We start from the raw sequence: 13,533 nt of genomic DNA, 5'->3' as shown, positions 1-13,533 counted from the left end.
CCGGGGGCTGGGCGGTCCCAACTCTCCCGGCTGCCGGAAGTGTTGGTTCCGTAGTGACGTTCGTCATCGGGCGTCAACGGAGAGATCAACTCATGTCGGGGCAAACCGTCCGCATCCCGCGGCATATGACAGCGACCGTCGGCCCGTTGGCATTCCTTTCCACCGGGCCGTGCCGCTATCGTCATCGCCTGACATGCGCCCGGGCACAGCCCGCGATCCGACCATTTCGGCGTGTACCGGGCCTCGGCGCCTGCTGATCGGCGGCGCCTTGCCCTCGGGGGGAGGGAAGGAACCGAGCAATGCCCGTACCCGCGCAGCGTCAGGGGGAGACCCTGGCTGCGGAAGGCGGTCCGGCCGGACCGCTGCCGTACTCCACGGCGGAGTACCCGGCCGGCGCCGTGACCGTGCCGGACCACGGGCCGTGGCCGCACGGGGCCCCCGCGTCGGAGACGCCCGGACCGGCCGCGGCACCGGACCTGCCGGGCCCGGCACCGACCGGGAACGGCACGCTGACGCTTCTCGTGATCGAGGACGAACCGAGCGGTGTCGTCCCGGTCCCCGCCCAGCTCGACGCCGTCGGAGAGCCCGTACGGATCCGCACCGCCCGCAATCTCACCGAGGCGGAACGGCTGCTGAGCGCCGACGTCGACTGCATCCTGCTCGACCTGGCGCTGGGCGGACCGGGAGGCCGGCAGGCGGGGGCGGAGCTGGAGACGCTGCGGCGGGTGCTGCGGCTCGCGCCCAGCCACGCCGTACTCGTCCTGACGGCCGAGTCGGACGCCGAGCGCGGCGCGGAGGCCGTGCGCGTCGGCGCACAGGACTATCTCTTCCGCGAGGAGCTGGATGGCCGCGCACTGGGTCGCGCCATCCGCTACGCCGTCGAACGCAAGCGCGCCGACGTCGCGCAGCGCCAGCTCACCGAGTCACGGCTGCGCGGCCAGGAGAACTCCCGGCTCGAACGCGGCCTGCTGCCGAAGCCGCTGCTGGAGGGCTCCCCGCTGCGCTTCGCCGCCCGCTACCGCCCCGGCCGCAGCCGTGCGCTGCTCGGCGGCGACTTCTACGACACGGTGCGCACGCCCGACGGCACCGTGCACGTCATGATCGGCGACGTCTGCGGGCACGGCCCGGACGAGGCGGCGCTCGGTGTGCTGCTCCGCATCGCCTGGCGCTCGCTGACCTTCGCGGGGCTCTGCGGCGACCAGCTGCTGTGCACGCTGCAGAAGGTGCTGGAGAACGAGCGGCCGAACGACGAGATCTTCGCGACGCTGTGCACCGTCGACATCGCCCCCGACGGGCGCCGCGCGGGCCTGTGCCTCGCGGGGCACCCGGCGCCGCTGGTGGTGCGCGAGGCGCAGCTGCCGCGGCTGCTGCCCTTCGAGGACTGCGGCCCGGCGCTGGGGGTGCTGCCGAACGCCCGCTGGCCGCGCCGACAGGTGGAGCTGGGCGGTGCCTGGAGCCTGATGATGTACACCGACGGGCTCATCGAGGGCCATGTCGGCGGAGGCACGCAGCGGCTCGGCCAGGACGGCATGGTGGAGATGATCGCCCGGCTGCGGGAGCAGGGGCTGCGCGGCGAGGAGCTGCTGGACGCGGCGATCGCCGAGGTGCGGGCGCTGAACGGCGGCGAGCTGACGGACGACGTCGCCGTCCTGCTGCTGGACCGCGGGCGGCGCTGAGCGCCCTGCCGGGCGGGTGGTCTGCCGGCGAGCGCCCGCCGGGCGGGCCGACTGCGGGCGGGGGCTGCTGGGCGGGATCGACTACGGGCGGAGGGCTGCTGGGCGGGGCGTCCTGCCGGGGCGGACGGACGGGACGGACGGACGGGACGGCCGGGAGCGGAGCGGGGGATGCCCGCGGCCCGGGGTGGCCGGGCGGCTTGCGGGCCTGCCGGACGGCCCGCGACGGGAGCGCCTCGGGGGCGTGGCTCCGGCCCGGCCGGGCGGTCTCCGGGCGGGCGGCTGCCGGCGGACCGGCGGTCTCCGGTCGTGCGGCCGCACCGGTCGGGCTGCCTCTGCCCGCGCGGCTGCGAGCCGGCCGGACGGGCCGGGCGGACAGGTCGGAGGGGCGGGCCGGAGGGACGGGCCGGGCGGGCCGGAGGGACGGGCCGGGCGGGCCGGCGGTTCAGCGGCCGCCGTTGTACGGGCCGTACGGGCCGTCCGAGCTGCTGCCCCGGCGTCCGCCGCCGCGACCGCCACCGGAGATCTGCTTGACCGCGGGCCGTACGTCGACGACGTACACGATGGTGGCGATCAGGCCGATGATCGGCAGGATCGACATGATGCCGAAGAGGAAGTTCACCAGGACCGCGAGCCCCAGGATGATCAGCCAGAACGGCTTGGTCTGCTTGTTCGCCGCCCGGTAGGCGTCCTCGCTGCGGATCGCCGAGTCGATGAACGCGAACAGGCTGAACGCGCCGAGGGCGAGGGAAATGATCCCCAGCACCGAGTAGAAGCCCTGTACCAACACGCCGTCCACCACCTGAATCGTCGGTTCCCTGCGTCCTGCCGCGATGCCCTGTCACCGCTCGTGGCCGTCACGCCGCGCCCGCCACCGTACCCGTACAACGGGCCGGGCACTCCAGATGTGCCCGGCCCGTTGTGCTGCCGGTGATCAACGGACGGTGATCAACGGACGGTGATCAGCGGACCGTGGGCGCGCCCACGGGCCGCGTCCCACCGCCCGTGCGGCCGCCCGCGGAGCCACTGCTCCGGTCGCGAGGCCTGCCGCCGCGAGGTCACCGGCCCCGCACCGGCCGCGGGATCACTCCGCGGACTTCGGCGCCTGCTTCTTCGCCGGGGCCTTGCGGGCCGCGGGCTTCTTCGCCGCGGCGGGCTTGGCGGCGGCCGGCTTCGCGGCCGGCTGCTCGGCGGCCTTCGGGGCGACGGCCTCGGCGGCGGCCTTCACCTCGGGCGCCGGCTCCGGCTTCGTCCCGGGCTCGACGGCGACGGCGATCTCCTGCACCTCGTCGGCGACCTCGCCGCGCCAGGTCTGTACGGTGCCCCGGCCGCGCTCGGCCAGCTCGTCGTACGTCTCCCGGGCGCGCACCGCGTACTCGGCGGCGCGGCCGACGCCCTGCAGCGCCAGCGTCTGCGCGGTCTCGCGCAGCTTCTTGATGTCGGTGTCCAGGGTGCCCAGAACCTCGGTCAGCTTGGTCTGAACGGTGCTCTGCGCCTCCCGGGCCTGCTGCGCCACCCGTTCCTGCACGGCCTTCGGGTCGGTCGCACGGACGGCCTCGAACCGCTCCGGAGCCTCCGCGCGCAGCTTCTCGATCAGAGCGGGCACCTCCCGCAGCTTCTCGGCCGCGAGGTCGGCGGTGCCGACGGCCGCGTAGAGGGGGGTCGGGTCGGTCAGGGTCTTGCGCAGTTCGTCGGTGGTGGCCATGACGACGGTCCTCCCGGATCGTTTAGCTGGACGGCTTGGCTTCGCCGCTGCCGTCGTCCGCCGACGTATCGGCCGACGGGTCAGTCCCGGCGAGGGTGTCGCTTGTTCCGTGGTCCCCGGCCGCATCGGCCGCGTTGGCCGCATTGGCCGGGTCAGCCGCATCGGCCGCGTTGGCCGGGTCGGCTTTGGCGGCCTCGCCGGCCTCCTGGGCCGCGAGGGCGTTCTCCTTGCGGAAGGACTCGTAGATCTGCAGCAGCACCTGCTTCTGGCGCTCGCTGATCGTCGGATCGGTCAGGATCGCGCTCTTGACCTCGAGCTCGTCCCGGTCCTTCTCGTCGAGGATCCCGGCCTGCACGTACAGCGTCTCGGCGGAGATCCGCAGCGCCTTCGCGAGCTGCTGGAGGATGTCCGCGCTGGGCTTCCGCAGGCCGCGCTCGATCTGGCTGAGATACGGATTCGACACCCCGGCGGCATCGGCGAGCTGCCGCAGTGACAGCTGCGCGCTGCGCCGCTGCTCCCGCAGGAACTCGCCGAGATTGCCGACCTTGAGTGAAGCCATGCCTGCATGCTGCCGCACCCTTGCTAACTTTTGCAAGCAACACGCTTGCAAAAGTGCTCCATCACACTCCGGGCGGGCGTCGGACGCGTCCGCGCCCCTCTCCGGGGCGAGCGCCGCCCCCGGCGCCGGACGCCCGACGGCCCCACACGGCCGGCCGTCCGCCACCTGGCCCCCGCGGCCCGCTCCGCCCCGCGGAACGCCGCAGCCGTACCGGTTTTCCGCTGCGTCCGTCGCCGCGGCCCGCGTGGCGCTAGCGTTGGCCCGTGATCGTATGGCTCAACGGCACCCACGGCGCGGGCAAGACGACGACCAGTGCGCTCGTGCAGCAGCTGATCCCCGACTCACGGGTGTTCGACGCCGAGAAGGTCGGCGAGACGCTCATGGACATCAAGCCGGGGCTGCCCGCGACGGACAACTTCCAACACTGGCCGCCGTGGCGGCCGCTCGTGGTCGAGACCGCCCGCCGCGTGCTCGACTACACCGGCGGCGTTCTGGTGGTGCCCATGACCGTCCTGGTCGAGCGGTACTGGCGGGAAATCAGCGAGGGCCTCGGTCGGCACGGCATTCCCGTACGGCATTTCGTACTCCACGCCGATCAGGACACCCTCCGCGCGCGGATCGCGGGCGACACCGTTCTCGGCCCGGACTCCCCGTTCCGGCTCCAGTACCTCGAGCCCTACGCCGAGGCGGCCCGCACCTGGCTGCACGGCGAGGCCGAGGTCGTCGACACCACGCACCTCACACCCGCCGAGGCCGCCCTGCGGATCGCGGAGGCCGTCAAGGGCTGACGCCCGCCCGCCGCGGCCGGTTGACGCGGGCCGTGAATCCGGCCCCGGCCTCCGGCACGGTCGGCGAACGGCACGTTCCCGGCCGGTTGGAGGGGATCGCCGGTCATGCCCGGGACGTCGCCCCGCTCCGCTGCGCCAGCGGCGGCAGGCCGCACGCCGCCGCGAACCCCTGTGCCTCGATGCCGAGGGCGGCGTTCGTGCGCGTCGCCTGGTTCGCCATCGCGATCCACGAGGTGAGCTCGATCATCGCGGGCGCCCCGAGCTGTTTCAGCAGCCGTGCGGAAAGCTCGTCGGTGACGGTCGGCGGTGTCTGCGACATCGCCTCGGCGTACTCCAGCACGTCGCGCTCCAGCGGCGTGAACACGTCCGACTCCCGCCAGCGCGGGACCTCCCGCGCCTTGGCCTCGTCGAGCCCCTCGTTGCGCGTCTGGAAGTACCCCAGGTCGAGGCAGAACGCGCAGCCGACCAGGGACGCCACGGCCATGTGGGCGTAGGACTTCAGATTCCGGTCGCACTTGTTCCACTTGTTGGCCTTCCGGCCGAGGGTCATGCTCGCCCGAAGCACCGGACGGTTGTGCCACATCACCCCGAGGGGCTCGGGAACTTCGCCGAGCATCTTCTTGGTGGCCTTCTTCAGTACGGCGCCGTAGAGGCCGGTGATCTCGGCCTTGGGCACCCGGGTGTCGTCGGTCATGTCTCCTCCTCGTCGTACTGCTCTCGGCATGGAGACACCGGCGGGGGCCGTTCTGTGACAGGCGGGCCGTTTCTCTGACAGGCGGACCGGAATCCGCGTCGGCGGGGTCGGCCGGGACGCCGGGGGCAGGACGACCGCGCGTCGCTGTGGTGACGATCGCGTGTGCGTACGGCTGCGGCTGCGACTGCGGGGGCGTGCGGCTGCGGACGTGCTACGGGCGCGGGCGGGCGCGCATCAGTGGGGTTGCGACTGCGACTGCGACTGCGGCTGCGGCTGCGGGGCCGTACGCGCACGGCAGCGGGAGCGGGGGCGGCCGGGAGTGATCACGGGCGGTCGTCCCGGTCCCGGCGCTCTCCGGGCGGGTCGCCGTACAGGTCGAGGGTCCAGTTCTGGCCGACGAGGTCGTGCCCGAAGCTGCGGTGGGACTCCTCGTCGGTGAGGGTGAAGCCGAAGCCCTGGTAGATGCGGCGCGCGGACACCAGTACGTCGTTGGTCCACAGCGTCACCCGCCGGTAGCCGGCCTCGCGGGCGAAGGCCAGGCATTCCCCGACCAGCCGGGTGCCGAGGCCGAGACCCCTGGCGTCCGGGGTGACGAGCAGGATGCGCAGCTTGGCCACCCCCGGTTCGTCGCCGGCGACGAGGAAGACGCAGCCCGCGCGGCTGCCGTCGGCCTCGGCGATCCAGGCCGCCTCCGCCGCCGGGTCGTGCCGAGTGGCGTAGTCGGCGACGATCTCGGCCACCAGGGTCTCGAATTCGGTGTTCCAGCCGTACTGCCGGTCGTAGACCTCGCCGTGGGCCATGACCACCCAGCCCAGGTCGCCGGGGCGGTCGGCGCGGCGCACGGCGGTGTGCGGCCGGTGATCCTGCTGCGACATGAGATCTCCCCGACTCCTCGCCGGGACCGGGTGCGCGCCGGAAGACCGCCGCGGCCGGCCCCGGTCGTGTACGCCCGGTGCGTGCCGGGCCGCTCGCCCCCTCGGCCGGGAGTCCGTCCCGCCCGGCGACTGACACGACTGTTTCAGTAACGCTAGGCTAGCCCCATGCCTGGGGAAGCGACAACCGCGTCGGCGCGCCGGACGGAGCTGCTGGAGGCGGCCTACCGGTACGCGCTCGCCCACGGCCTGGCCGACCTGTCGCTGCGCCCGCTCGCCGCGGCCATCGGCTCCAGCCCTCGCGTGCTGATGTTCCTGTTCGGCAACAAGGACGGCCTGGTGCGGGCGCTGCTGGCGCGTGCCCGTACCGACGAGCTGGCGATCCTGGACGGCCTCCGGCGAGCGGGCCGGGGAGCGCCCGTCGGCCTGGCCCCGGCCGTCGAGCGGATCTGGGCGTGGCTCGCCGTCGAGGAACACCGCCCGCTGCTGCGGCTGTGGGCGGAGGCGTACGCCCGTTCCCTCGTCGAGCCCGGCGGCGCGTGGGCCGGCTTCGCCCGCGCGACGGTGGACGACTGGCTCGGGGCGCTGGCCGACTGCCAGCCGCCGCCGGAGAGGGACGGCGAGGACGGCGCCACCCGCCGCACGCTGGCGCTGGCGGTGCTCCGCGGTGCGCTGCTCGACCTCCTGGCCACCGACGACGAGCGCCGGACGACCGCCGCCGTACGGCAGCAACTCGCCCTGCTGCACGGCTGAGACGCCGGGACGGCCGCGGCGCCCGGGGTGCCCGGGGCGCGGCGCGTACCGGGGCACCGCGGGGCCCCGGCGCGGGGGTGCCGGTGCCGGGGTGCCGGTGCCCTTCCGACCGGGATCCGCCGGGGACCGGAGGGCCGGAGGGCCGGGGACCGGAGGGCCGGGCGCCGGTCACCCGGTTGCCGAAAATCGGTTGCTCCCGCGCGCTCGTACGTGTCAGCGTTCCGGCGACCTGTCGTCGACGAGTGGAGTCATCGGTGTTCTTCCGAAGCGTTCCTCCGGCCACGCGGCCCCGGGCGGCCGCAGTCCCGCCATCCCACGCTTCGGAGTTCCCGTATGTCCACGCAGATCACGGCACGCGCCGTCACCAAGGCCTACCGGGGCCGTCTCGTCCTTGACTCCGTCAACTGCACGCTCGCCGCGGGCGAGCGCACCGGCATCGTCGGGGAGAACGGTTCCGGGAAGAGCACCCTGCTGCGGCTGCTCGCCCGCCGCGAGCAGCCCGACGACGGTGAGATCGTCGTCCGCGCCGAGGGCGGCGTCGGCCACTTCTCCCAGGAAGGCCGGCTGCCACCCCGGCTGACGGTCCAGGACGTCGTCGAACACGCCCTGCGGGAGCTGCGCGCCGTCGAGGCACGGCTGCGCGGCCTCGAGGCCGCGATGAGCGACGGCGACGAGTCGGCGCTCGCCGAGTACGGCGAACTGCTGACCGTCTTCGAGCTCCGCGGCGGTTACGACGCCGACGCCCGCGTCGAACGCGCCCTGGCCGGCCTCGGACTGGCCCGGCTGCCGCGTGACCGTACCGTCGGCAGCCTGTCCGGCGGCGAACAGGTCAGGCTGCGGCTGGCCTCCGTCCTCACCGCCGCCCCCGAGGTGCTGCTGCTCGACGAGCCCACCAACCACCTCGACGACGAGGCCCTCGACTGGCTCGAGAACCATCTGCGCACCCGGCGCGGCACGACGGTCGCCGTCAGCCACGACCGGGTCTTCCTCGAACGCACCGCCACCAGCCTGCTGGAGGTCGACGCCGACCGGCACCGCGTCGTCCGGTACGGCAACGGCTATCCGGGCTATCTGGAGGGCAAGGCGCTGGCCCGGCGGCGCTGGGCGCAGGCCTACGAACGGTGGCGGACGGAGACCGAGGAGGTGCGCGAAGCCATCGGGACCACGGCGCGCAGGGTCGCCCCGGGGCGGGCCATGCGCGACCGCAACAAGATGGCGTACGGACGCGCGGGCGACCGTGTGCAGCAGTCGGTCGCGGCGCGGGTCCGTGCCGCCGAGGAACGGCTGCGGCGCCTCCTCGCCGAACCGGTGCCGCCACCGCCCGAGCCGCTGCGGTTCAGGCCGGTGCTGCGGGACGTGGAGGAGGCCGGGCGGACCGGCGCCTCCGAGGGCGCTTCCGAGAAGCGGACCGGTGCTTCCGACGGAGCCTCCGAGAAGCGGAACGGCGCCTCCGAGAAGCCGGGCGGCGACGGCGCGGCCGGGCGGCCGCCGCAGCCGAATGAGCCCGTGCTCGAAGCCGTCGGTGTCGCTGTCCACGGCCGCCTCGCCCCGACCGACCTCACCGTCGCAGCGGGCGAACGGATCCTGGTCACCGGGCCGAACGGGGCCGGCAAGAGCACCCTTCTGCGGGTGCTCGCCGGTGAACTGGCGCCCGACGCCGGGCACGTCACCCGCCGCGGCCGCATCGGTCACCTCCCGCAGGAACCGGGCCCCGGGCGGCCGGGCCAGACGCTGCTCGGCGCCTTCGCCCACGGCCGCCCCGGCACCCTGGAGGAACACGTCGAACGGCTGCTGGCGCTCGGCCTGTTCGCGCCCGAACGGCTCGACGTCCCGGTCCGCGGCCTCTCCACCGGTCAGCGGCAGCGCCTCGCCCTGGCCCGGCTGGTCACCGAACCGGCCGACGTGCTGCTCCTCGACGAGCCGACGAACCACCTTTCGCCGGACCTGGTCGAGGAGTTGGAGGCGGCTCTGGACACGTTCGACGGGGCGCTGGTCGTCGTCAGCCACGACCGCAGGCTCCGGCGGCGGTGGCGGGGCGGGCATCTCGCCCCGGCCGGGCAGCCGGACCCGGACGGGCGCCCGGCGCCTGCCGGGAGTGACGGCTGAGGCCGGCGGCTCGTACGGGGCGGACGGGGCCGTGCCTTCCGCATGGGCTGGTGCGCTGTACGGGCGCGGGTCGTCGTACGGGAGACGGTAGGTCGTGCGGGCGCGGGTCGTCGCAAGGAGACGGTCGGCCGTACCGGCCCGGGTCGTCGTACGGGAGAACGGTCCTCGTACGGGCACGGGGCCTGGCACGGGAGCACGGTCCGTCGTACGGGGGCCGCCGCACGGGACCTGCGTACGGCGCCTGTCCTCCGTGCGACCGGCCCGCAGGGTCGCAGGCCCCGACCGGCGGCAGCGTGCAGCCCGAACGGCGCCCCGTACCCGGGGAGTCGCTCGCACCGTTCGCCTGCGGTCTGCGGTCTGCGGTCTGCGGTCTGCGGTCTGCGGCCTGCGGCCTGCGGCCTGCCGTCTTCCCTGCTCACTGCTCACTGCTCACTGGCCGCTGGCCACAGACCACCGCCGGAACCACCCACCCGAAGGAGCCACATGCCCAACGCGCCCCGCCCCGCACGCGCAACCGAACCCGCGTCCTCGCGCCCCGCCGTCTCGACCGGTACCGAGACCGGTACCGAGACCGGCATCGAGGAGATCCCGGTCTCCGGTGCCGACGCGGGACCGTACGCCGTCACGACCGGACCCGACGGCGCCCTGTGGTGCACGCTCGTCCACGCGGGCGAGATCGCCAGGCTCGTCCCCGGCGGCCCGGGCGGGACGGGGCGTTCTCTCGACCGTCATTCCCTCGGCGCCCCGTCCTGCGGTCCGACCGTCATCACCCCGGGCGCGGACGGCGCCCTGTGGTTCACCCGCTACGGGGACCATCGGATCGGCCGCGTCACGGTCACCGGGGAGGCGACGTCGTTCCCGCTGCCGACGCCGGACTCGGGCCCGTACGGCATCACGGCCGGACCCGACGGAGCGCTGTGGTTCACGCAGCTGAACGCCGACCGGATCGGGCGTATCACCCCGGACGGCGAGGTCACGGAGTTCCCGCTGCCGGTCAGCGGCGCGTTTCCGTCGGCCGTCACGAGCGGTCCCGACGGGGCGCTGTGGTTCACGCTCAACCAGGCCGACGCGATCGGCCGGATCACCCTCGACGGCGACGTCACCGTCCATCCGCTCCCGACCGAGCAGGCGGCGCCGGTCGGCATCACCCGTGGCGGGGACGGCGCGCTCTGGTTCACGGAGATCGGTGCGGGCCGGATCGGCCGGATCACGGTGGACGGCGCCGTGACGGAGTTCCCGCTCCCGGATCCGGGCTGCCGCCCGCACGCGATCGTCTCCGACACGGACGGGACCTGCTGGTTCACCGAATGGGGCGCGAACCGCGTCGGCACCGTCACCCCGGACGGCCGTGTCGAGGAGTACGACCTGCCGACCCCGTCCTCGGAACCGCACGGCCTCACGGCGGGCCCCGACGGCGCCCTCTACGTCGCCCTGGAAACCGGCAGCGTCGCCCGGCTGGCACGCCGATGAGGCGACACCCGGAAGCGGCCCGCGCCGGGGAGCGGCGCGTACGGGACGAACTGCTCGCCCGGTACGACGAACAGATGCGGCGCGGTGCCCGGGCCGACAGCCCACGGGCCCGGATCGAACGCTCGGCCCGGATCGTGCGGCAGATCGGCACGGCCGACGACTGGAACGCCGTCCTCTGGTCGCGGCTGGACCCGGCCACCGCCGACGCGGCCGTCGCGGAGCAGATCCGCGACTTCACCGCCCTCGGCCTCGACGGGTTCGAATGGAAGCTCTACGCCCACGACCGCCCCGGCGATCTCGCCGAACGTCTCCTCGCGGCCGGTTTCCGGCCCGAGCCGACGGAGACGCTGATGGTCGCCGAGACCGCGGTGATCGCGCGCGGGGGAGGCCCGCCGGGCGGTGACGTCGCGGGCGCGCCGGCCGCCCCGGAGATCCGTTTGCGGCGGGTGGTGGACGCGGCGGGCGTGGAGTTGGTGGTGCGGGTGCACGAGCAGGCGTTCGGGGTGGGCGCCACCGAACGCTCACGGATCGGGCAGCGCCTGCTCAGCCAGTTGTCCGGTGCCCCGGACACGGTCGCCGCGGTCGTGGCCCTGGCCGGTGACGTCCCGGTGAGCGCCGCCCGCATGGAGCTTCACCCGGGTACGGACTTCGCCGGGCTGTGGGGCGGCGGCACCGTGCCGGAGTGGCGCGGACGCGGCCTGTACCGCGCCCTGGTCACTTTTCGCGCCCGGGTCGCGGCCGAACGCGGGTACCGCCTGCTCCAGGTCGACGCGTCCGACCAGAGCACCCCCATCCTGCGCCGGCTGGGCTTCACCCCGCTCGGCTCGACCACCCCGTACGTCCACCACCGCAGCCGCACGACGGCGGACTGAGGGCGGGCCGGCGGAGGGCTGGACGACGGCCCGGTAGCCGAATCGGATCCCCAACCGAACCGAACCGAGTCCCGAGCCGAACCGGTGTTTCCGTCCGAAGCCAGGGAAGGGCCCTGGCGCAAGGCCTCGACGTCCGGTCCCGCGGCGGTGCCCCGGGGCCGGGCGTCACCCTGATGCCAGGGTTTCGCTCGAACGGATGGACGTCCTGCGTATGGCCGATGGACGACCACGACCAGGCATAACGTCGGATCATGGTCACTTCGCAGCATGAGGCATCGCACCGGATCTTCGGCGACCGGCCGGAACTTCTGTCGCCGGTGTTCCGAATTCTGGGCGTGCCGCTCCCCGCGGCCGCGGCCATCGAAGTGCTCACCCCGGACGCCACCGAGATCCGTCCGCTGGAGCGGCGTGTGGACAGCGTGCTCCGGGTTGAGCCGTGTGACGGTAGTGGCGGCTTCCTCCTGGCCATCGAGGCCCAGGGGCGTCGCGACCGGATCAAGGCCGTCAGTTGGGCGTACTACCTGTCCTTTCTGAAGGCCAAGTACGAATGCCCGGCGCTGTTGCTCGTCGTCTGTCAGGACAAGGCAACGGCCGACTGGGCTGCCGGGCCTTTCCGGCTTGGTCCGGAGGGGTGGGCCGCGCTGTCGGTGCATCCGCTGGTTCTTGGACCCGGAAACGTGCCGGTCATCCTCGATCCGGACGAGGCTGCGGGGAATCTGGCGCTGGCGGCGTTCTCCGCCATCACACATGGCCGCGACCGCGAGGCTCCCGCCATACTGGAGGCATTGGCGTGTGCCCTGGGGACGGCCGACCCCGAGTCCGTCGTCTACTACTCGGAAATGCTCGAGATCGGTCTGGGGAACACCCCGGCGCGAGACATCTGGAGGAACCTGATGACTGTGGGCAGCTACTTCCCCGGCCGGGGGACCCTCGTCGAGGAGAAGTTCCTGGAAGGCAAGGCCGAGGGCAAGGTCGAGGGGCAGGCTGTCGGCCAGGCCGAGGAGCGGGCGCGGCTGGTCGTGCGGGTCTTGGAGAACCGGGGCGTCTCCGTGCCGCCCGAGGTCCGGGAGCGGGTCGCCGGCTGTGCCGATCTCGAGACCCTGGGCCGCTGGCTGGATCTCTCCTTCACCGTCTCGGAGGCCGGCGGGATCTTCGAAGAGAGCTGACATCCGGCTGCCCGCGCCACGGGGCCGACCCGGCGCGGTGTCCCCCGCGCCCGGCCGGTCCCGTCGTCAGGCCGGGGCCGGGCCCGGCTGCGCGGGTGGGGCGTCCGTGAGGTGTTCGCGGGTCCGTACGAGTGTCTCGACGCCGTCGAGCAGTCTCTCCAGGCCGAACCGGAAGTCGTAGTCCGGGTAGTCGTCGTCCTCGTCCTCGAAGACCCCGGCCGTGACGACCTCGTGCAGATGCGGGTGGGTCCGGGCGTCGGTGAGCTTGCGCAGCAGGGTGCTGTAGGAGCGCAGCACCTCCGAGGCCGCCGTGGTGCCCGCCGTCGCCTCCCGGATGTCGGTGGTCAGCGTGGCCTCGTTCCGCACGAAGCCGGTGACCAGCAGCAGCACGGACATCTTGTCGCCCGGGGGCAGCCAGGTGTGCCGCAGCGCGGCCAGTCCCTGTTCCATCCAGGCGAGCGTGTTCGGTGTGATCGGCGGGCCGCTGATCGGGATGCGCAGGATCCAGTGCCGGCGCAGCAGCACCTCGCGGTGGGCCCGTGCCCATGCGGTGATCGCGGCCCGCCAGCCGGTGTCCGGCCCGGGAGGCGCGGGGGGCGGGCCCGTGGCGGCGTCCACCATCAGCAGGAGTAGCTCGTCCTTGGCGGAGACATAGCGGTACAGGGACATGGGGGAGGAGCCGAGCTGCTTGGCGACGCGGCCCATGGAGACGGCCGCGAGGCCCTCCGTTTCCGCGATCTCGACCGCGGCGGCGACGATCCGGTCCAGGCTGAGGCCCCGTCTGGGCCCTCTCCCCGGCCGTTCCCGCAGGCCCCAGGCCGCTTCGAGGCTCGCCGGCAGGCCGGTACCGCTGTCGTTGTCCATCGCCTCCGCCG

13 protein-coding genes are annotated in these 13,533 nt (G+C 73.8%); 7 read left to right on the top strand and 6 right to left on the bottom strand.

Annotated features, from left to right (window positions below; all coding sequences use genetic code 11):
* Positions 1 to 299 precede the first annotated feature (299 nt).
* Positions 300 to 1,676 carry a PP2C family protein-serine/threonine phosphatase gene (locus GCU69_RS21160; RefSeq protein ID WP_098753105.1) on the top strand — a complete coding sequence of 459 codons (1,377 nt, stop codon included), beginning with the start codon at positions 300 to 302 and terminating at the stop codon, positions 1,674 to 1,676.
* A gap of 442 nt (positions 1,677 to 2,118) precedes the next feature.
* Here GCU69_RS21160 and GCU69_RS21155 read toward each other — a convergent pair whose 3' ends face one another.
* The 3 genes from GCU69_RS21155 to GCU69_RS21145 form a co-directional block, all read right to left on the bottom strand.
* Entirely contained in the window at positions 2,119 to 2,463 is a 345-nt protein-coding gene (locus GCU69_RS21155; RefSeq protein ID WP_098753104.1) for a DUF2516 family protein, read from the bottom strand.
* 294 nt (positions 2,464 to 2,757) lie between these two features.
* Positions 2,758 to 3,378, bottom strand: a complete 621-nt coding sequence (locus GCU69_RS21150) for a hypothetical protein (protein ID WP_098753101.1) — start codon at positions 3,376 to 3,378, stop codon at positions 2,758 to 2,760.
* A 22-nt stretch (positions 3,379 to 3,400) separates the two neighbouring features.
* The gene (locus GCU69_RS21145; RefSeq protein ID WP_098753100.1) at positions 3,401 to 3,937 is read right to left on the bottom strand and encodes a helix-turn-helix domain-containing protein; all 537 of its coding nucleotides are present in this window, start codon (positions 3,935 to 3,937) and stop codon (positions 3,401 to 3,403) included.
* A 263-nt stretch (positions 3,938 to 4,200) separates the two neighbouring features.
* Here GCU69_RS21145 and GCU69_RS21140 point away from each other — a divergent pair, with 263 nt between their 5' ends.
* Positions 4,201 to 4,725 (top strand): AAA family ATPase, encoded by a 525-nt coding sequence (locus GCU69_RS21140; protein ID WP_098753099.1) that lies wholly within the window; start codon positions 4,201 to 4,203, stop codon positions 4,723 to 4,725.
* A gap of 103 nt (positions 4,726 to 4,828) precedes the next feature.
* Here GCU69_RS21140 and GCU69_RS21135 read toward each other — a convergent pair whose 3' ends face one another.
* Complete coding sequence (locus GCU69_RS21135) at positions 4,829 to 5,419, bottom strand: carboxymuconolactone decarboxylase family protein (protein ID WP_156206897.1); 591 nt, start codon at positions 5,417 to 5,419, stop codon at positions 4,829 to 4,831.
* Between the two features lie 323 nt (positions 5,420 to 5,742).
* Positions 5,743 to 6,294 (bottom strand): GNAT family N-acetyltransferase, encoded by a 552-nt coding sequence (locus GCU69_RS21130; RefSeq protein ID WP_156206896.1) that lies wholly within the window; start codon positions 6,292 to 6,294, stop codon positions 5,743 to 5,745.
* A gap of 165 nt (positions 6,295 to 6,459) precedes the next feature.
* On the opposite strand from GCU69_RS21130, the gene GCU69_RS21125 reads away from it, so the two are divergent.
* The 5 genes from GCU69_RS21125 to GCU69_RS21105 all read left to right on the top strand — a co-directional run bounded on the left by GCU69_RS21125 (position 6,460) and on the right by GCU69_RS21105 (position 12,658).
* Complete coding sequence (locus GCU69_RS21125) at positions 6,460 to 7,044, top strand: TetR family transcriptional regulator (protein ID WP_098753096.1); 585 nt, start codon at positions 6,460 to 6,462, stop codon at positions 7,042 to 7,044.
* A 333-nt stretch (positions 7,045 to 7,377) separates the two neighbouring features.
* Positions 7,378 to 9,150 carry an ABC-F family ATP-binding cassette domain-containing protein gene (locus GCU69_RS21120; RefSeq protein ID WP_156206895.1) on the top strand — a complete coding sequence of 591 codons (1,773 nt, stop codon included), beginning with the start codon at positions 7,378 to 7,380 and terminating at the stop codon, positions 9,148 to 9,150.
* A gap of 483 nt (positions 9,151 to 9,633) precedes the next feature.
* Positions 9,634 to 10,620 carry a Vgb family protein gene (locus tag GCU69_RS21115; protein WP_235978606.1) on the top strand — a complete coding sequence of 329 codons (987 nt, stop codon included), beginning with the start codon at positions 9,634 to 9,636 and terminating at the stop codon, positions 10,618 to 10,620.
* Positions 10,617 to 11,492: a GNAT family N-acetyltransferase gene (locus GCU69_RS21110; RefSeq protein ID WP_170315897.1), complete on the top strand. Its 876-nt coding sequence runs from the start codon at positions 10,617 to 10,619 to the stop codon at positions 11,490 to 11,492. The genes GCU69_RS21115 and GCU69_RS21110 overlap by 4 nt, the downstream gene beginning before the upstream one ends.
* Before the next feature lie 251 nt (positions 11,493 to 11,743).
* On the top strand, positions 11,744 to 12,658 hold the full coding sequence (locus GCU69_RS21105; RefSeq protein WP_156206894.1) for an RpnC/YadD family protein: 915 nt from the start codon (positions 11,744 to 11,746) through the stop codon (positions 12,656 to 12,658).
* A 66-nt stretch (positions 12,659 to 12,724) separates the two neighbouring features.
* Here GCU69_RS21105 and GCU69_RS21100 read toward each other — a convergent pair whose 3' ends face one another.
* A complete protein-coding gene (locus tag GCU69_RS21100; protein WP_098753093.1) occupies positions 12,725 to 13,522 on the bottom strand; it encodes a TetR/AcrR family transcriptional regulator in 798 nt (265 codons plus the stop codon).
* Between the last annotated feature and the right edge of the window lie 11 nt (positions 13,523 to 13,533).

Origin of the sequence: Streptomyces lycii (assembly GCF_009735685.1) — a bacterium.
GTDB classification, from domain to species: Bacteria; Actinomycetota; Actinomycetes; order Streptomycetales; family Streptomycetaceae; genus Streptomyces; species Streptomyces lycii.
This window is presented reverse-complemented; position numbering and strand designations above follow the sequence as displayed.